An 18,495-nucleotide genomic window follows, 5' to 3' on the forward strand; every position below is an offset into this window, starting at 1 on the left:
CAAAGGCCGGGACGATGGATGGTGTTCGCCGGTTTCCGGAAGGAGGCCGTTTCCGTTTTGTCATCTGCCATCGCGCGCCATGGCGATGGTGGACGGAAGGTTTTGCCTTCCGGACGGTCTCATCCCGGCGGACGATGCCGACGCATCCGCCAGACCGGCCCCCTTGTGTGCCGCACAGGCACGCCCGGCGCGCCGTTCGGGGCATGAAGCGGAAGGCTCGGTCCGACGCCCGCCGCTTCCCCCGTGTCGCCGGAGGGAGACCATTTTCCGCAGGCCCCTTGGGCGACGGCCTACGTCCGTCCCTCGCCAAAAGCGCCGACCCCGCCTCGCCACGACGCCTCGCGGTGTATCCGTGGCGGGATGGGGGATTGTAGGCATGAGTGAAGGAGGCGGGGAAAATGCGGGGGCGGGTTTTCGTGCAATTGGCGTTCATGGGATGGGTGAGACAAGCGCTGCCGCCTGCGTTTACACACAACTCTTCTCCCGTCATACCGGACGTTATGCGGGGGCCCGCGGCGCCGCGTTTGCGGCGCGGAAGGGGGGGCGTCAACGGGTTGGGTGAGTCTTCTAGCTGTGCGAACGCGCGTTAGCTGGACCCCGGATCACGTGCGCGGCGACGGGAGATAGGTGGGAGGAGCGTCTCTTGGGCTGAGTAGGCCGCGCCCTTGATCCGGCATGGCGGAGGCGTTGGTGGCGGGTGCGGATGCGCCGGAAATCGGAAGCGCCGCCGTTACTTGCCGGCTTCGTAGACCACATAGCTTTCCGGCACCGCAGGGTCCGGGTCGCCGTAGGTCGGGTCGAACTCGAAGCGGGTCAGCATGAAATTGCCGTTGCGGAAAACCCAGTCGCCGCTGTCCCAGGCATCGCCGATGCCGCGCCAGGCGGCGTGGCTGGTGATGGTGCGGGTCTTCTCGTTGAAGCTGGCATTGACCAGAAGGGTGGTGGCGCGGAAGCCGTTGATCTTCGGCTCGGCAGTCAGTCGGCTGTTTTCCTCGTTTGCATAGGCATAGGCAAGATCCGGCGTGGCGAAGGCGATGAGCTTCGGCGTGTCGGCATCGCTTGTCTGCAGGACGAAAGCGTTGCGGATGTTGTAGGCGCCCGAGCCACAGAACAGCTGGTAGAGCGTGGCCTCGACACCGGGGCCGTTCGGGTCGTAGTCGGGTTTGTAGGTGAAACGGTAGAGGGCGTGTCCGAACCCTTCTGCCTCCGGTCCGACCATCGGCACCTCCTCCATGCCGTTCATGTCGCAATCCGCGCCAAGGGCGGCTTTGGCGATCGCCTCAGCGGCGGCGATGCCCTCCGGCCGCTCGGCGGCAAGGCCGAAGGAAGGAAGGGCGGCGGCAAGGAAAAGGGCGGGCAGGGCGGGCGGAAGGATTTTCACCAAAACCTCGCTTTCGGCGGGGATCAGCCGCCGGTGACGCTCATGTGACGGGCAACGGCCGGCCGGTTGCGGCGGTCGATGACGAAATCGTGGCCCTTCGGCTTGCGGGTGATCGCCTCGTCGATCGCCTGCGAGAGCAGGGCGTCGTCGTCGGAGGCCCGCAGCGGAAGGCGCAGATCGGCCGCATCGTTCTGGCCGAGGCACATGTAGAGCGTGCCGGTGCAGGTGAGGCGCACGCGGTTGCAGCTTTCGCAGAAATTGTGCGTCATCGGCGTGATGAAGCCGAGGCGGCCGCCGGTCTCGGCGACCGTGACATAGCGCGCCGGGCCGCCGGTTCTGTAGGCATTTTCCGTCAGGGTGAAGTCGCTCTCGAGGCGGGCGCGCATTTCCGACAGCGGCATGTAGCGGTCGGTGCGGTCTTCCTCGATCTCGCCCATCGGCATGGTCTCGATGAGGGTGAGGTCCATGCCGCGGCCGTGCGCCCAGCGCATCAGGTCGGGGATCTCGCGGTCGTTGAAATCCTTCAAGGCGACGGCGTTGATCTTGATGTGCAGGCCGGCGGCCTGCGCGGCGTCGATGCCTTCCAGAACCTTGGAGAGCTCGCCCCAGCGGGTGATGGTCCGGAACTTCTGCGCATCGAGCGTGTCGAGGGAAACGTTGATGCGGCGCACGCCGCAATCGGCAAGTTCGGCCGCGTGCCGGGCGAGCTGCGAGCCGTTGGTCGTCAGCGTCAGTTCGTCGAGGCGCCCATCATGCACCTGGCGGCCGAGTTCGCGCACGAGATGCATGATGTTCTTGCGGACCAGGGGTTCGCCGCCGGTCAGCCGCAGCTTTCGCACACCCTTGGCGATGAAGGTGGAACAGAGCCGGTTCAGCTCTTCCAGCGTCAGGAGGTCCTTTTTGGGCAGGAAGGTCATGTTTTCCGCCATGCAATAGGTGCAGCGGAAATCGCAGCGGTCGGTCACCGATACGCGCAGATAGGTGATGGCGCGGCCGAAGGGATCGATCATCGGTGCGTCGGACTGCGCGATTAGGTTCGCGCCACCCAGCGGGCCTGCATACGAATTCAAGACACGTCCTCCATTGCCGACATGTCGTGCGCCGGAAGCGCAGCGTCAAGCCGGTCACGGGATTATGACAGCATTTTCCGCCTTGCGCATCCTTGATCTGGCGCATAGTCCTTCGCGAAAACAGACGGAAAGGAAACGGGATGAGCGATCTCTGGCCGACCGAACTGCGTGTGTCGAAGGACCGCCAGCGCCTCGTCGTGACCTTCAACGACGGTGCCAGCTTCGATCTTTCGGCCGAACTCCTGCGTGTGCTCTCGCCCTCGGCGGAGGTGCAGGGCCACGGGCCGGGCCAGAAGGTGACGGTACCGGGAAAACGCAATGTCGCGATCATCGCCATGACGCCGACCGGCAACTATGCCGTGCGCATCGGCTTCGACGACCTTCATGATACCGGTATCTACACGTGGTCCTATCTGCGGGAACTCGGGGAAAAAGGCGCGGAACTCTTCGCCGCTTATGAGCGTGAGCTTGCGGAGAAGGGCATGAACCGCGATATTTCGCAGAAACCGCGGTAACATATCGGACTGCCTGTCGAGGGTAGCGTCCACCCAGAAGCGAACGGGAGATGCCCCTTGGCAGCCGAAGCGAATGCAAATGATCTCACCCAGGTCGTCGTGCTCCTGGCGGCAGGCGTCGCGGCCGTGCCGATCTTCAAGAAGATCGGGCTCGGCTCGGTGCTCGGCTATCTCGCCGCGGGGCTCGCGATCGGTCCCTTCGGCCTCGGTTTCTTCGCCGATTCGCAGGCGATCATCCATGTCGCCGAACTCGGCGTGGTGATGTTCCTCTTCATCATCGGGCTGGAAATGCAGCCCTCCCGGCTCTGGGGCATGCGCAAGGACATCTTCGGGCTCGGCGCGATCCAGGTGATGGGCGCGATGGCGGCGCTGACCGGCATCGGCGTGTCGCTGGGCTTCCCGCTCGTTCCCTCCTTCGTCGCCGGAACGGGCTTCGTCCTCACCTCCACCGCCATCGTCATGCAGATGCTGCAGGAGCGGGGCACGATGTCGACCCTGAAGGGGCAGCGCATCATCGCGATCCTGCTCTTCGAGGACCTTGCCATCGTGCCGCTGCTTGCCATCGTCACGCTGCTCGGCACGGGGGCGGCGGCGACGGATGCCTCCGACCGCTGGCTTTCCATCGGCATCGCCATCGGTGCCATCGTGGCGCTGGTGCTGGCCGGGCGCTACCTGCTCAATCCGCTCTTCCGGGTGCTCGCGGCCTCCGGCGCGCGCGAGGTGATGACGGCGGCGGCGCTGCTCGTCGTTCTCGGTTCGGCGCTTGCCATGCAGGTTTCCGGTCTTTCGATGGCCATGGGCGCATTCCTGGCGGGGGTGCTGCTTTCCGAATCGAGTTTCCGTCATCAGCTTGAAGCCGACATCGAGCCGTTCCGCGGCATCCTTCTCGGCCTCTTCTTCCTCGGCGTCGGCATGGCGATCGACCTTGGCGTCATCGCCGCCAACTGGCAGCTCGTCGTGGCGAGCGTCGTCGGCTACATGGTCGCCAAAACCCTCTTGATCTATGTGGTCGCCCGGCTGCTCGGGACGTGCCATGCCGAAAGCCTGGAACGGGCCGTGCTGATGGCGCAGGGCGGCGAGTTTGCCTTCGTGCTCTACGCCGCCGCCGTTTCCGCCGGCATCTTCAACGGCGAGGAGAATGCCATCCTGACGGCGACGATCATCATCTCGATGATCCTGACGCCGCTGATGGTCATCCTGCACGATCGCATCGTGCCGAAGCAGCAGCCGTCCACCGAGGGGCTGACGCTGCCGGAGAATGTCGAGGGCACGGTGCTGATGATCGGCTTCGGCCGCTTCGGCCAGATCGTCAGCCAGCCGCTGCTCGCCCGCGGCTACACGCTGTCGCTGATCGACAAGGATGCCGAGTTCGTGCGCGATGCCGCGGAGTTCGGCTTCAAGGTCTATTATGGCGACGGTGCGCGCATCGACATCCTGCACGCCGCCGGCGCGGCGACCGCCAGAGCGATCCTCATCTGCCTCGACGACAAGGCGGCGGCGGTGAAGATCGCCGAGGTGGTGCGCGAGGAGTTCCCGCTCGTGCCGATCCTGGCGCGAGCCTACGACCGCGGCCATGCCGTCGACCTCGTCCATGCCGGCGTCGACTTCCAGATCCGCGAGACCTTCGAATCGGCGATGGTGTTCAGCCGCGAGACGTTGAAGGTTCTGGGTGAGGACGAGGACCTTGCCGCCGAGGTGGTGGAGGAGTTCCGCGACGTTGACCGCGAGCGGCTGGAGCTGGAAACGGTCGGCGGCATCTATGCCGGTCGTCAGCTCATCCGCGGCAACGCCCAGCCGGCCGACATCGTCGCGGCGCGCACCGGGCGCCAGCGTGCGGCGGCAGAGGAGGAACGCCAGCGCCACGAGCAGGAAGAGGCGGGCTGACGCCGAAAAATCCGCTGTAGCGACTCAGCGCAACTTGCTTCATGTCTAATAAAGACAGGGGTGTGAGGCGCGCGTGAACAAGGGACGGCTCGAAGCCTTCAGCGATGGCGTGATCGCCATCATCATCACAATCATGGTTCTGCAGCTCACCGTGCCGGCCGAGCCGACGCTGGCTGCCCTCATGCCATTGATGCCGGTCTTTCTCGGCTATCTCCTCAGCTTCGTCTATGTCGCGATCTACTGGAACAACCACCACCATCTCCTGACGGTGTGCGGCAATGCGAGCGGCGGCGTGTTGTGGGCGAACATGCACCTCCTGTTCTGGATGTCGCTCATTCCCTTCGTCACGGCCTGGATGGGCAACAATCCGGCCGCACCGCTTCCGACCGCGCTCTATGGCGCGATCCTGCTGCTCTCCGCCGTCGCCTACGAGATCCTGCAGGTGCGCATCGTTGCCGTGCACCCCGATGCCGAGCGGCTGCGCGAGGCCTTCGGGCGCGATTTCAAGGGGCGCTTCTCGCCGCTCTTCTATCTCGCGGCGATCGGGCTTGCCTTTGTCTCGCCGGTGATTTCCCATGTCATCTATGCCGCGGTCGCGCTTCTGTGGATCGTGCCCGACCGGCGGATCGAGCGCCTGTAGAAAAAGGAACGCCAGCCATGACGGCGACGACCGACGACCGTTTCGCCAATTCCGCCTGCCTCAGGGCGCGCGGCACCGCCCAGGAAGGCAAGGTGGCCTTCGCCGAACTCTTCTTCGACCTCGTCTTCGTGCTGACGATCATCCAGCTTTCCCATTCGCTGGCGGCGCATTACTCGCTGCTCGGCCTCGTCGAGGCGGCGATGCTGACCATGGCCATCTGGTGGGTGTGGATCGACACGACCTGGGTGACGAACTGGCTCGATCCGGACAAGGCGCCGGTGCGCCTGTTGCTCTTCGTGCTGATGTTCCTCGGCCTGATGCTGTCGATCGCCATTCCGACGGCCTTCGGCGCGGGCGGGCTGCTCTTCGCTCTCGTCTTCGTCACCATGCAGGTCGGCCGCGCGGCCTTCACCGCCTATGTGATGCGGCGCGAATGGCCGCAGAACAGCCTCAACTTCACGCGCATCACGATCTGGGCGGTGTTTTCCGGCGTGTTCTGGCTGGCGGGCGCCTTTGTCGAGGGCGAGGCACGGCTGGGACTGTGGCTGGTCGCGCTCGCTATCGAATATGCCTCTCCGGCGCTCGGCTTCGTCGTGCCCGGCCTCGGTCGCTCGACGGTGGGGGACTGGCAGGTTTCCGGCGAGCACATGGCGGAGCGCTGCGCGCTTTTCGTCATCATCTGCCTTGGCGAAACGATCCTCGTCACCGGGCGGACGGTTGCCGGCATGGAGCTGCTCGACGGCTTCACCATTCTCCTGCTCGCCGTCGCGTTCCTTTCGACCGCCACCATGTGGTGGATCTATTTCCGCTTCGGCCATGGCGAGGCGGCGCATCTCATCGAGCATTCGGCGACGCCGGGCCGCATCGCGCGCATGGCCTTCACCTATGCCCATATCCCGATTGTCGCCGGCATCATCCTCTCGGCGGTGGCGGAGGAGTTCGCGCTTGCCCATCCGCATGGCGCGGTCGATTTCAAGACGGCGAGTGCGATCATCGGCGGGCCTGTGGTCTTCCTTGCAGGCAACATCTGGTTCAAGGCGGCGATCCGCGGCCGCTCGCCGCTGTCGCATATCGCCGGCAGCGCCGCGCTGCTTGCGCTCTCGGTGGCCGTACCCTTCGTCGAGCCCTACCAGCTCTTCATGGCCGCGGCCGCCGTCCTGTTCGGTGTCGCGCTCTGGGAGTTCCTGTCGCTGAAATCGACGCGGGCGGATCACGTCGCCACGGTCTAGACCGGGTCTTCCGGTTCCATCGTCTGGAGGATGCGGATGATGTCCTCCATCGCCTCGGCGACCTCCAGGCATCGCTCGGCCGGTGCCTGCGAGAGGGTGCGGTCGATGAGGCCGGTCTGCAGGGTCATCGCCTCCTCGGTCAGGCTGCGGCCGGCCTCCGTCAGCGACAGGCGCAGCACACGCTTGTCCTTGGCGTCGGCCCGCCGCTCGATCAGGCCGCGCTTTTCGAGCTGCGGCAGCAGCATGCTCATGTTGGAGCGGCCGACGAGCAGCTTGCGGGCGAGGTCCTGCTGGGAAATGCCGTCGAAGCGATAGAGATTGATCAGGATGTCGAGATGCGGCGGCTTGATGCCGAGATGGGCGATCGCCCGGCTCATCGCCTGCTGCATCAGCTGGCAGGCACGCCCTACGCCGATCCAGCTGCGAAAGCGCGGATGATCCCAGGGGAAGGCTTGATTTTTGTTCATCGTTGTACTTTATTGTTCAGCATTGAACATTTTTTTTGGATTCCCACTATGGCATCCTTTGGCTTGAAGGTCATCCGGCTGGCGCTGTCCGGCGTCGCGAGGATCTCCCCCGATGCGGCCGGTCGCGCCGCCTTCCGCCTCTTTGCGACGACGCCCGGCCGCCGGCCGCGCACGGCGAAGGAGAAGGACCTTTTCGCGCGTTCGGCCGGCTGGATGCGGCAGGCCGAACGCGTGCCGCTCGCCTTTGCCGGCGGTCGGGCCGTGGCGCACCGTTTTGCTGCGCGGCCATGCCAGAATTTTGCCGGCCGCGTTCTCGTGGTGCACGGCTGGGGCTCGCGCGCGGCCTATCTTTCGGCGCTGACGGAGGCACTGGTCGCCGCCGGCCATGAGGTGGTGGCGCTCGACCTGCCGGGGCACGGCGCCTCGGGCGGGCGCACGCTGACGCTGCCGATGGCCGTCAGGGCGATCGACGCGGCGTGGCAGCGTTTCGGCGGTTTCGACTATTTTTGCGGGCATTCCTTCGGCGGGGCGTCGCTCGCCTGCGCGGCGAGCGGCCTCGTGCCGTCGGTGCCGGCGCACCGGCCGCGCCGGCTGGTGACCATCGGCTCTCCAAGCGAGATGACCTGGCTGTTCAAGGACCTCGGCCGTTTCCTGAAGCTCGGGCCGAAGGCGCAGGGCGCGCTGGAGAGCCATGTCGAGCGCATCGCCGGCGCGCCGCTTTCGGCCTTCGACGCGGCGAATGGGGCCGGCCGGCTGAAGTCTCCCATGCTCGTCCTTCATGCCGAGGACGACAAGGAGGTGCCGGCGCTGCACGCCCGGCGCTACGCCGCGTCCGGGCCGAATGTCACGCTCGAATGGGCGAACGGGTTCGGTCATCGCCGCATCATCTCCGCCGCGCCTGTCATCGACCGGATCGTGCAGTTCCTTGCGGAGGATCGGGAGCGCATCGCCGCCTGACGGGCTTTCCGTCACGCGCCTGTCATGCAAGGGTGCGAAGCGCGGCAGCGGTCGCACAGCACAGGAGACAGGCATGAGCATCGTCACTTCGGTCGAGGAACTGAACGCGCTTTACGGGGCGCCGGGCGAAGCCTCGCTCGCCAAGGTGACGGACTATCTGCTGCCGGAATACCGCATGATGATCGAGGCCTCGCCCTTCATGGCGCTTGCCACGGTCGGACCGGAGGGGCTCGATTGTTCGCCGCGCGGCGATGCCGGCGCCGTCATTCATATCGAGGACGAGCGTACCCTGATGCTGCCGGACTGGCGCGGCAACAACCGCATCGATTCGCTTTCCAACATCGTTCGTGACCCGCGTGTCGCGCTGATGTTCCTCATTCCCGGCTCCAACACGACGATGCGCCTCAACGGCCGCGCCGTGGTGCGCATTGACGCCGAGATCACCGGACGCTTCGTGATGGACGGCAAACACCCGCGCTCCGTCGTCGTCATCACCATCGACGAGGTCTATTCGCAATGCGCCCGCGCGGTGCTGCGCGCCGACCTCTGGAATCCGGAAAAACACCGCGATACGGCCTGCCTGCCGACGGTCGGGCAGATGCTCGCCTCGGCCAAGAAGGGCTTCGACGGCGCCGCCTACGACCGGGACTGGCCCGGCCGTGCCGCCACGTCCATGTGGTAGGCGTCGGCGAATATCCCGCCACCGTCACCCGTCTTGTCTTCGATGATGATCGGCTTTGGCCGGAAAGTGGAGCAGGGAATGCGAAAAAGACTTTTTGCGGCGGCTTTCGCCGCTGTGCTCGCGGTTTCGGCCGGTGCGGCCAGGGCGGATGAGCTGATCGAGAGCTACGGCGCCTATATCGGCCAGGACGATCTCTACAACTCCAACAACGAACGCCTGACTCAGCCCTGGCAGGTCCTCCGCCAGGACCGCGCCAATGTGCATCGCTTCGGCGTGCGCCAGCCCGGCGACGACCTCGACAGTTTCTTCGCTTCCGCGCGCAACCGCGAGCTTGCCGAGCGCATGATCCGCGCCGGCCGTATCGAGCGCAGCGCCGCCCGCCGTCTGCTCGACGGCGACGTGCAGATCTATGTCGAAATCTGGCGCGGTGCGGGAGGCGACTATATCAACATCTCGGTCAACTAGCCGGCGCCTCGCGGCCGCTGCGGCGATGCTGGTCGTCGCCGCGTCCCCGGCCGGTGCTGCGGAACCCGACCTTGCGGCCCGCCTGAAACTGCTGGTGGCCGCCTATCCGGAAAGCCTTGCCGGCATCGAGGGAAACACGCTTGTCTTCAAGGACGGCGGGCCACCGCTTGAGATCGACGACGGCAAGGCGAAGGATCACCAGGCGGCGCTTGCTGCCGGCGACGTCGAGGACAGCCTGCGGCAGATCTATCCGCTGGGGGCCTGTGAGGCGAAACCCGCCGTCGACTTCGACCCCGGCCGCATCCGCAGCGATGCGCTGATGATGCGGCTTTATGGGAAATCCGCCAAGGCGGTGCAGGCGGATCTGGTGCCGGTCAAATGGTTCGGCGAGACGCTGCGTGTGACGAAGCGGCAGGGTGCGGCGGCGGCGCTGGAGAAGGTGCGCGATGCGCTCATGGCCAAACCGGAGTTGAAGCGTTATCTCGCGCCGTCTGCCGGTGTGTTCAACTGGCGAAAAGTGTCCGGTGCGAAAAACATGTCGGTGCACAGTTTCGGGGCTGCCATCGACCTCAACACCAAGTTCGCCGACTATTGGATCTGGTCGGGCGGCAAGCCCGGCAAGGTGCCGAAATATTCCAACAAGTATCCGCTGGAGATCGTCGCGCTCTTCGAGCAGCACGGCTTTGTCTGGGGCGGGCGCTGGTATCACTACGATACGATGCACTTCGAATACCGCCCGGACCTCATCGCGATCGCAAAAGCGGCAGGCGCTTCCGCCTGCCGCTGAGGGGTGGGCGATGGCTCTCGAAATCAATCGCGAACGATGACCGTGACGCCCGTCGTGACCTGGGCATAAAGGTGTTCGACGTCTTCGTTCGCCATGCGGATGCAGCCGGAGGACTGCGCCTTGCCCAGCGAGGACGGCTGGTTGGTGCCGTGGATGCGGTAGATGGTCGAGCCGAGGTAGATGGCGCGCGAGCCGAGCGGGTTTTCGAGGCCGCCTTTCATGGAGACGGGCAGGATCTTGCCTTTCTTGGCTTCACGGGCGCGCATGTCTCCCGGGGGCGTCCAGGTCGGCCATTCGGTCTTGCGCGTCACCTTTTCCGAGCCGGTCCAGATAAAACCTTCGCGGCCGACGCTGATGGCGTATTTCATGGCGAGGCCCGAGCCAAGGACGTGGTAGAGGCGGCGTTCGGAATTGTCGACGATGATGGTGCCCGGCGCGACCTTCTCCGTGAAGGCGACCAGTTCGCGGGCGATCGGCGCGCGGGAGACGGCGGCGATCTTCTTTTCCGACTTCACCGGCTTGCCGCCCGAAAGCACCTGCAGCCAGCCGGTCTTCTGGGTGGAGGAGGAGAGCGAGGCGACCTCGACCGGATCGACCGTATTGTCGGCGGCAACGGCGGCGCCTGCGGTGGAGAGGAGGCCTGCGAGAAGTGCGATGGCGAGCGTTTTCATTGTCCTGGTCCCTGTCGTCGGCCGTCGGCTTCGTGCCCGGCGCCTTGTTCTGATGGGGACGTTGTAGGACAGCGCTGCCGGCCACGATGTTCCGGCGGGAACAGGCCTCCGGCCGCTTCAGAAGGGCTGGATCCAAATGAGACTGCTCAACATCAGGGCGGTCAGCATCGTCAGCTCGAAAAATCCCGTTTGCATGGCGCGTTCCTCCTGCGCCTGGAACGCGCGATGGCGGCCGGGGTTCCATCGGGGAGCGCAAAATGCAGAACGGCGCCCGAAGGCGCCGTTTTCGAAAGGAGTTTTGGCCGCCTACTTCCGGTAGATCAGCCAGCTCTTGGAGAAGTCCTTCTTCATGCCGTCCTCGAAGGGCATGGTGCGGTTGCGACCGCCGTTCTTGGCACAGTAGAGGGCGATGTCCGCCTTGGAGTAGAGTTCGCCCGGGCCTTCCGCCCAGGAGGCCATGCAGAAGCCGAGCGAAATGGTGATGGGGCCGTAGTTGACGCCGGTCTTGGAGTTCTTGAAGGGCGTGTGCTCCAGCGCGATGCGGATCCGCTCGGCGATCGCCATCGCCTCTTCCTCGGTGTTGCCCTCGACGATCATCGCGAATTCCTCGCCGCCGGTGCGGGCGACGAGGATGTCCTTGCGCACATTGGCGCGGATCAGGCTGCCGACGGAAGCGAGGATCTTGTCGCCGACGGGGTGGCCATAGGTGTCGTTGATCTTCTTGAAGTGGTCGATATCGGCGAGGATCAGCGCGGTCACGTTGCGCGACATCGTCGAATTGTAGATGGCGGAGAGCTTGTCGTCGAAGGCGCGGCGGTTGGAAAGCTGCGTCAGCGAATCCGTGTTGGCGATGCGCTTGTACTCGTCGAGCTCCTTGCGCACATTGTCCATTTCGATCGACTTCTGTGCGACGTTCTGCACCATCTCCTTGCCCTGGTTGATGGTGTCGCCCGTCGCTTGCGTGAGCACGCCGATGACGCTTCTGATGATGTCGACGCTCGTGGCGTTCTTGCCGGTGATGCGGACGACCGTTTCGTCGAGCAGCTTGTTGTAGCTTTCGAGCGAGGTCTGCTCCTGCTTGAGGAGGCGCAGCAGGCCCTCCAGCTCACCGACGATCCGCGTGTGCGCGCCGTCGATGGCGGTGGCGCCATGGTGGTGGCCGAAATATTGGGCGCCGATCTCGTCCAGCTCCTCCTGCGAGGCCTTGCTGCCGAGTGCCGCGAGTTCCCGCGTCAGCTTGGGGTTGGAGCCGATATAGGCCTCATAGAACAGCTCGTAGTTCCGCGGGATGGGAGAGACACCCATTATGCGCATGGCATAGGTCACCTGCGCGGCGATATCCGGCACCTGGACCTTTTGCGCAACGGCCGTGTTCATGTCGGCTGCTCCTGATTTCCTTCATTGGCTCCCATCCCGCAAAATAATACCCAAATGCTTTGGGAATGATTAACGGTTGTAGCTGCCGCAACGGAAAGCAGTCAGAAAAAAGGCCGCAGATTCAATGATCTGCGGCCTCCGTAGTAGAATATTCGAAAATTCTGCCTCAACCCGGCATAATCATCTTCTCAGGGCGCACAACCGCGTCGAATTCTTCGTTGGTGACGTAACCGCCGCCGACGGCCTCCTCACGCAGCGTCGTGCCGTTCTTGTGGGCGGTCTTGGCGATCTTGGCGGCGTTGTCGTAGCCGATCTTCGGGGCGAGTGCGGTTACGAGCATCAGCGAGCGGTCGAGCGCCGCCTTGATGTTGTCCTCGCGGGCCTCGATGCCGGTGACGCAATTGTCCGTGAAGGAGATCGCGGCATCCGAGAGGAGCTGGACGGACTGCAGGAAGTTGTAGGCCATCAGCGGATTGAAGACGTTGAGCTCGAAATGGCCCTGGCTGCCGGCGAAGGTGAGCGAGGCGTGGTTGCCGAAGACCTGGGCGCAGACCTGGGTGAGGGCTTCGCACTGGGTCGGGTTGACCTTGCCGGGCATGATGGAGGAGCCGGGTTCGTTTTCCGGCAGCGCCAGTTCGCCGAGGCCCGAGCGCGGGCCGGAGCCGAGGAAGCGGATGTCGTTGGCGATCTTGAACAGCGCTGCGGCGGCCGCATTGATCGCGCCGTGCGAGAAGACCATGGAATCGTGGGCGGCCAGCGCCTCGAACTTGTTCGGTGCGGTCACGAAGTCGATGCCGGTGATCGCGGCGATGTGCGCGGCGACCTTTTCGGCAAAGCCGACCGGGGCGTTGAGGCCCGTGCCGACGGCGGTGCCGCCCTGGGCGAGTTCGCACAGGCCCGGCAGCGTCAGTTCGATGCGCTTGATCGCGGAAGCGACCTGCGCGGCATAGCCGGAGAACTCCTGACCGAGGGTGAGGGGCGTTGCATCCTGTGTGTGCGTACGGCCGATCTTGATGATGTGGTCGAAGGCCTTGACCTTGGCTTCGAGCGCGGCGTGGAGGTGCTTCAGCGCCGGCAGGAGGTCGTGCACGATGCGCTCGGCGCAGGCGATGTGCATGGCTGTCGGATAGGTGTCGTTCGACGACTGGCTCATGTTGACGTGGTCGTTCGGATGCACCGGCTTCTTGGAGCCCATCACGCCGCCGAGCATTTCGATCGCCCGGTTGGAGATCACCTCGTTGGCGTTCATGTTCGACTGGGTGCCCGAACCCGTCTGCCAGACGACGAGCGGGAAATGATCGTTGAGCTTGCCGTCGATGACTTCCTGCGCGGCCTCGGTGATGGCCTTGCCGATTTCAGGGTCGAGGCGGTTCAGTTCCATGTTGGCGCGGGCGGCAGCCTGCTTGACGATGCCGAGGGCACGTACGACCGACAGCGGCTGCTTTTCCCAGCCGATCTTGAAGTTGCCGAGCGAGCGCTGGGCCTGCGCGCCCCAATAGCGGCTGTTGTCCACTTCGATGGGGCCGAATGTATCCGTTTCCGTGCGCGTCGATGTCATTGTGCTTCCCGCTAAATACCCATGCGCTTCGGTGAGCCGCCGGCGGTGCCGCCGCATGGGAAGCGGCAGGCCGGGCACGCGCGGACCTTCCGGGGCCCCGCGCTGGCGCGAAAAAATCGCGCAAATCTCTGGCCCATCTGCGACGGGGTTGCAAGGGGCGGATTGGCGGGGCGCACGAGACTTTCGGTTAAAATCGATTAGGCCGGCGCAGGGGCGCCGACAGGTCCGGCCGGGGCTTTCGGCGCTGTGCCTTTTCCATCACAACCGCCCGCTTGTTTTTTCGCGCTCTCAAGGCGGATTTTGCGGAATTTGTGTTTCCCGCAGGAAAAATCGACGCCAATTCAAATTTTTACGGGGCTTCATCCGTCTGGCTTGCCAGGGTCTGGCGTCACGGATTCGTGAGGTTTTGCGAGGGCTGGGGGAAGGGGCGTTTCCTTTTCATCAACCATCCTTTCCTATAACTTACCGGCCTGCTGGTTCGGGCGCCGCCAGAGACCGTGCGTACGGTTCATTCGGGGAATGGAATACAGATGAAGCTTACCAAGACTGCCGTGCTGGCCGCCACGCTGGCTCTTTCCTGCGCCACTGTTTCGCTCCATGCGACACCCGCCAACGCCCTGACCGTCATGGAATGGCTGAACGGCAAGAAGAAGCAGAAGTCCGAGCCGCTCCCCGGCGTCACGACCGGCGTGGCGCTGCCTGGCGCCGAGGTGAAGCAGGAAGCCAAGCCGCTTCCGCGTGTTACCGGCCCGCGCTACTACACCTACAAGGCCGATGCCCTGAGGCGTGTCGCGGTTGACAAGCTGGCCGACCCGGTCGTCACCAGCTCCATTTCGGCCGATATCGCGCCGGCCGGCGATGCCGGTGTGCGCGCCGCCTTCTCCACCATCAATGTGCGTGCGACACCGGATGCCGCCAAGGCGGTCGAGACGTTCTACGGCACGCAGAAGAAATTCGTCTGGATCGACGGCACCGGCATCAACGACAAGGCGAAGACCGCCATCGCGGTGCTGGCCGATGCGGCCGCCGTCGGCCTCGATCCCTGGGACTATGCAGTCAAGATCCCGGCCGAAAGCTTTGACAGCGCCGACATGAATGCGCGCTACAGCGAGCTTGCGGCCTTCGAGGTCGGTCTTTCCGCGGCCGTCGCCGCCTATGTGCAGGACGCCGTGCGCGGCCGCATCGATCCGAACAAGATCTCCGGCTACCACGATTTCAAGCGCAAGGACGTCAACCTCGTCGCGGCGCTGAAGAACGTGGCGATGAGCAGCAACGTCAAGGGCTATCTCGAAAGCCGTTCTCCGGCGAGCGCCGATTTCCGGGCGCTGAAGGCCGAGCTTGCAAAGTTGAAGGCGGAGACCTCTGGCGAGGACCGTGTCGTCATCGCCGAAGGCACCGTGCTGAAGCCGGGCCAGAGCAATCCGGAACTTGCGAACATCGTCAAGGGTGTCGTCAGGCACGGTTCGGATGCATTGAAGACGGACCATTCGCTTGCCATCGCCAACTACAAGGACACGCCGGACTACACACCCGAGCTGGTCGCGCTCGTCGAAGCCTTCCAGAAGGAGAACGGGCTGAAACCGGATGGCGTCGTCGGCAAGGCGTCGATCCGAAAGCTCGTCGGCGGCGATTCGGTCGCTGACAAGGTCGCCAAGCTCGAAGTGGCGCTGGAACAGGCGCGCTGGCTGCCGGTCGATCTCGGCGCGCGCCACGTCTTCATCAACCAGCCGGCCTTCCAAGTCTACTACTACGAGGACGGCGCGGAAAAGTTCTCGATGCGCACGGTCGTCGGCTCCAAGTCGAACCAGACCTATTTCTTCGAGGACAAGGTGCAGACCGTCGAGGTGAACCCCTATTGGGGCGTGCCGCAGTCGATCATCATCAACGAGATGCTGCCGAAGCTCCGGAACGATCCGTCCTATCTCGACCGCATGGGCTATGAGGTCGCTGTCGGCGGCCGCGCGGTCGCCTCGTCGTCGGTCAACTGGTACGGCTCGACCGCGGGCGTCTCCGTCCGCCAGCCGCCGAGCGGCGACAATGCGCTGGGCGAACTGAAGATCCTGTTCCCGAACAGCCACGCCATCTACATGCACGACACACCGTCGAAGAGCTTCTTCAAGAAGGACATGCGGGCGCTGAGCCACGGCTGCGTGCGTCTTGCCGAGCCGCGCAAGATGGCCGCCGCGGTGCTTGGTGTCAGCGAGGAAGACGTCGGCAAGGAAATCGCCGGTGGCAAGAACAAGGCGCTGAACGTCAAGGCCGACATTCCGATCTACATCGCCTACTTCACCGCCTGGCCGAACAAGGACGGCGTGGTCGAGTATTTCGACGATGTCTATGACCGTGACGGCTACATGCGCAAGGCCTTCGCCGCCACGCAGAAGGCGCGGCAGGGGGAAAGCTGATCAACCCCAGGTCAGCGGATCCAGCCTGAGATAGAATGCGAGGCGCCCCTCATCGGGCGCCTCGATCTTTAGGGCGTAGAATAGGGTGTCGAAGGCCTCTGCCGCCTGTGCCTGCGTTGCCCAGTTTTCCGAAGCGTTGGCGAGCATCAACGTGAGATCGGCACAACGATCCGCCGTGCCGAGCCAGCCGAGATCGATCAGGCCCGTGCAACGCAGTGTGTGCGGGTCCACCATGAAATTCGGCAGGCAGGGGTCGCCGTGGCAGACGACGCGGTCCGTTTTTTCCTGCGCGAGCCGCTGCGGCAGGTCTGCCTCAACACGGGCGAGGAGCACGCTGCCCGGCTGGCCTTGATCCTCGTCGGGCAGGAAGTCCGGATTGACGGCATCGCGCGCCACCACGTCGGCGGCGCGGGCGAACATGCCGGAAAGGTTCTTTTCGAAGGGGCAATCCGCGACGGGAAGGGCGTGCATGGCCGCAAGCTGTTCGGCCATCGACGGCCATGCCTTCAGAAGGTCGTCGCCCGTAAGCGTGACGGCGGGAACGCCGGACACGGCGCTCATCACCAGGCAGGCGCCGTGTTCGTTCTCCCGCCAGTCCTCCAGCAAGGGACAGGCGATGCCCCGGCCGGCGAGCCAGCCGAGACGGTCCCGTTCGCCGGCAAGCTCCGGCGCACGGTTGCCGGTTGCCAGCTTGGCGTAGCTGCGGCCATCCGGGCTGCGGAAAACCCGGTCGCCGGATTCGCCCTGATGGACGGGAGTCCAGCCGGACTGGAGGTTCAAGAGTGTTTCCGTCCAGTCCAAGGCTTTCCTCCGGGATATCAGCGGGCGATGAGCCGCTCGACGAGGTCGGGTGTCAATTCGTCGAAATGGGTGATGACATGGCTCGGTTCAAGGTCGGCGACGGGTACGTCCGAGTAGCCGAAGGGCACGCCGATGGAGGGCACGCCGGCATTGCGGGCGACGAGCATGTCGTTGAGGCTGTCGCCGATCATTACCGTGCGCTTCGGATCGGCCTCGGCAAGGCGGACGGTGCCGAGCAGGTGCTCGGCGTCCGGCTTGCGCACCGCGAAGGTGTCGCCGCCGGTGATCGCCGCAAAACGCGGGGTGAGGGCGAGGCCGTCGAGCAGGCGGCGGGCGAGGCCTTCCAGCTTGTTGGTGCAGACGGCAAGGCGGTGGCCGGCGTCGACAAGGCGGTCCATGGCGTCGAGAAGGCCCGGATAGGGCACGGAAACGCCGGGCATCGCGCCGGAATAGTGCTCGACGAAGGCGGCGAGCATGCGCTGCAGCTCCTCCTCGGAAATGTCGCGTCCGCGCAGCGCGAAGGCGCGCTTGATCATCACCTGGCCGCCGTGGCCGACGAGATAGGTAAGGTCGCCGTAACCGACGGGCTCGAGGCCCTCGAGGCCGATCGTGTGGTTGAGGCTTGCCACGAGATCGTGCGCCGTGTCGATGAGCGTACCGTCGAGATCGAAGACTACGAGAGAAGCGGACATGGGGAAACCTTGTATGGGGAGGACGCAGGCAGGCCCTTCCGGTATGCGATGGCGCCGGCATTTGCAATCGCCTTCTCCGCCTTGGCCGGCATGGGACGGGCGGCGTTTTTGGCTTTCGTTTGCCGGCGGGGGCGTGTAAGTGTCTCACCGGAAATCCGGCCGCTTCGGCGCCGGCCGACGACCATTCAAGGAGTTTTGGGCATGGACGCCCGGGAAATGAAGATCAAGGCCGCAGAGGTCGCGCTCACCCATGTAGAGGACGGCATGCGCCTCGGTATCGGCACCGGATCGACCGCCGAGGAGTTCGTGCGGCTCCTGGCGGAAAAGGTCGCCGGCGGCCTGAAGGTCGAGGGCGTGCCCACCTCCGAGCGCACGGCGCGGCTCTGCGTCGAGCTCGGCGTGCGGCTGAAGTCGCTCGACGAACTGCCGGAACTCGACCTCACCATCGACGGCGCCGATGAAGTCGACGGCAAGCTGCGCCTCATCAAGGGCGGCGGCGGCGCGCTGCTGCGCGAGAAGATCGTCGCCAGCGCCTCGACGCGCATGATCGTCATTGCCGACGAGACCAAGGTCGTGGAGACGCTCGGCGCCTTCAAACTGCCGATCGAAGTCAATCCCTTCGGTCTCACCGCCACCCGCATCGCCATCGAGAAGACGGCGGCCCGCCTTGGGCTTTCCGGGGGAATCGCGCTGCGCGCTTCGGGCGACGGCACGTTCATGACGGACGGTGGACACTACATTCTCGACGCATCTTTTGGCCGCATTCCTGATGCAGATGCGCTCGCAAGCAACCTCAATGACATTCCCGGTGTCGTCGAACACGGACTCTTCATCAACATGGCGTCGCTGGCCATCATCGCGGGACCCGCGGGTGCGCGCACGCTGACGGCAAAAGACTAGACAGGAGCACAGAC

General features: G+C 64.8%; 18 protein-coding genes. 10 read left to right on the top strand and 8 right to left on the bottom strand.

Going from position 1 to position 18,495, the window contains the following annotated elements:
• Positions 1–730: 730 nt before the first annotated feature.
• Together P9A16_RS06435 and moaA are read right to left on the bottom strand one after the other, a co-directional pair.
• A complete protein-coding gene (locus P9A16_RS06435) occupies positions 731–1,381 on the bottom strand; it encodes a DUF1176 domain-containing protein (protein ID WP_278025579.1) in 651 nt (216 codons plus the stop codon).
• A gap of 23 nt (positions 1,382–1,404) precedes the next feature.
• Entirely contained in the window at positions 1,405–2,391 is a 987-nt protein-coding gene (gene moaA, locus P9A16_RS06440) for a GTP 3',8-cyclase MoaA (RefSeq protein ID WP_088016467.1), read from the bottom strand.
• A 200-nt stretch (positions 2,392–2,591) separates the two neighbouring features.
• On the opposite strand from moaA, the gene P9A16_RS06445 reads away from it, so the two are divergent.
• From P9A16_RS06445 to P9A16_RS06460, 4 genes are all read left to right on the top strand, one after another.
• The gene (locus tag P9A16_RS06445) at positions 2,592–2,966 is read left to right on the top strand and encodes a gamma-butyrobetaine hydroxylase-like domain-containing protein (protein ID WP_024269945.1); all 375 of its coding nucleotides are present in this window, start codon (positions 2,592–2,594) and stop codon (positions 2,964–2,966) included.
• A gap of 57 nt (positions 2,967–3,023) precedes the next feature.
• Positions 3,024–4,850, top strand: coding sequence for a monovalent cation:proton antiporter-2 (CPA2) family protein (locus tag P9A16_RS06450; protein WP_023516542.1), 1,827 nt, complete (start codon positions 3,024–3,026; stop codon positions 4,848–4,850).
• A 73-nt stretch (positions 4,851–4,923) separates the two neighbouring features.
• Entirely contained in the window at positions 4,924–5,490 is a 567-nt protein-coding gene (locus P9A16_RS06455) for a TMEM175 family protein (protein WP_023516543.1), read from the top strand.
• A gap of 17 nt (positions 5,491–5,507) precedes the next feature.
• Positions 5,508–6,719: a low temperature requirement protein A gene (locus P9A16_RS06460; protein ID WP_023516544.1), complete on the top strand. Its 1,212-nt coding sequence runs from the start codon at positions 5,508–5,510 to the stop codon at positions 6,717–6,719.
• Here the strand turns inward: P9A16_RS06460 and P9A16_RS06465 are convergent.
• Positions 6,716–7,186, bottom strand: a complete 471-nt coding sequence (locus P9A16_RS06465; protein WP_023516545.1) for a MarR family winged helix-turn-helix transcriptional regulator — start codon at positions 7,184–7,186, stop codon at positions 6,716–6,718. The genes P9A16_RS06460 and P9A16_RS06465 overlap by 4 nt on opposite strands.
• Positions 7,187–7,234: 48 nt before the next feature.
• Here P9A16_RS06465 and P9A16_RS06470 point away from each other — a divergent pair, with 48 nt between their 5' ends.
• The 4 genes from P9A16_RS06470 to P9A16_RS06485 all read left to right on the top strand — a co-directional run bounded on the left by P9A16_RS06470 (position 7,235) and on the right by P9A16_RS06485 (position 10,077).
• On the top strand, positions 7,235–8,143 hold the full coding sequence (locus P9A16_RS06470; protein ID WP_023516546.1) for an alpha/beta hydrolase: 909 nt from the start codon (positions 7,235–7,237) through the stop codon (positions 8,141–8,143).
• A 73-nt stretch (positions 8,144–8,216) separates the two neighbouring features.
• Positions 8,217–8,825: a pyridoxamine 5'-phosphate oxidase family protein gene (locus P9A16_RS06475; protein WP_023516547.1), complete on the top strand. Its 609-nt coding sequence runs from the start codon at positions 8,217–8,219 to the stop codon at positions 8,823–8,825.
• A gap of 78 nt (positions 8,826–8,903) precedes the next feature.
• The gene (locus P9A16_RS06480; RefSeq protein ID WP_023516548.1) at positions 8,904–9,290 is read left to right on the top strand and encodes a hypothetical protein; all 387 of its coding nucleotides are present in this window, start codon (positions 8,904–8,906) and stop codon (positions 9,288–9,290) included.
• A 25-nt stretch (positions 9,291–9,315) separates the two neighbouring features.
• The gene (locus tag P9A16_RS06485; protein ID WP_024271226.1) at positions 9,316–10,077 is read left to right on the top strand and encodes a M15 family metallopeptidase; all 762 of its coding nucleotides are present in this window, start codon (positions 9,316–9,318) and stop codon (positions 10,075–10,077) included.
• Positions 10,078–10,100: 23 nt separating this feature from the next.
• Here P9A16_RS06485 and P9A16_RS06490 read toward each other — a convergent pair whose 3' ends face one another.
• The 3 genes from P9A16_RS06490 to fumC all read right to left on the bottom strand — a co-directional run bounded on the left by P9A16_RS06490 (position 10,101) and on the right by fumC (position 13,683).
• Positions 10,101–10,748 (bottom strand): L,D-transpeptidase, encoded by a 648-nt coding sequence (locus tag P9A16_RS06490; RefSeq protein ID WP_023515085.1) that lies wholly within the window; start codon positions 10,746–10,748, stop codon positions 10,101–10,103.
• A 306-nt stretch (positions 10,749–11,054) separates the two neighbouring features.
• Complete coding sequence (locus tag P9A16_RS06495) at positions 11,055–12,125, bottom strand: GGDEF domain-containing protein (RefSeq protein ID WP_023515086.1); 1,071 nt, start codon at positions 12,123–12,125, stop codon at positions 11,055–11,057.
• Positions 12,126–12,291: 166 nt separating this feature from the next.
• Positions 12,292–13,683, bottom strand: a complete 1,392-nt coding sequence (gene fumC / locus P9A16_RS06500) for a class II fumarate hydratase (RefSeq protein WP_023515087.1) — start codon at positions 13,681–13,683, stop codon at positions 12,292–12,294.
• Between the two features lie 530 nt (positions 13,684–14,213).
• On the opposite strand from fumC, the gene P9A16_RS06505 reads away from it, so the two are divergent.
• Complete coding sequence (locus tag P9A16_RS06505; protein ID WP_023515088.1) at positions 14,214–16,088, top strand: L,D-transpeptidase family protein; 1,875 nt, start codon at positions 14,214–14,216, stop codon at positions 16,086–16,088.
• On the opposite strand, the gene P9A16_RS06510 is transcribed toward P9A16_RS06505, so the two are convergent.
• Together P9A16_RS06510 and P9A16_RS06515 are read right to left on the bottom strand one after the other, a co-directional pair.
• Positions 16,089–16,889 carry an APH(3'') family aminoglycoside O-phosphotransferase gene (locus P9A16_RS06510; RefSeq protein WP_023515089.1) on the bottom strand — a complete coding sequence of 267 codons (801 nt, stop codon included), beginning with the start codon at positions 16,887–16,889 and terminating at the stop codon, positions 16,089–16,091.
• Positions 16,890–16,906: 17 nt separating this feature from the next.
• On the bottom strand, positions 16,907–17,581 hold the full coding sequence (locus tag P9A16_RS06515; protein WP_278025580.1) for an HAD family hydrolase: 675 nt from the start codon (positions 17,579–17,581) through the stop codon (positions 16,907–16,909).
• A 201-nt stretch (positions 17,582–17,782) separates the two neighbouring features.
• Between P9A16_RS06515 and rpiA the strand changes: the two genes are divergently transcribed.
• Complete coding sequence (gene rpiA / locus P9A16_RS06520) at positions 17,783–18,481, top strand: ribose-5-phosphate isomerase RpiA (RefSeq protein ID WP_023515091.1); 699 nt, start codon at positions 17,783–17,785, stop codon at positions 18,479–18,481.
• Positions 18,482–18,495: the final 14 nt, after the last annotated feature.

Origin of the sequence: Shinella sp. 838 (assembly GCF_029623935.1) — a bacterium.
GTDB lineage: Bacteria > Pseudomonadota > Alphaproteobacteria > Rhizobiales > Rhizobiaceae > Shinella.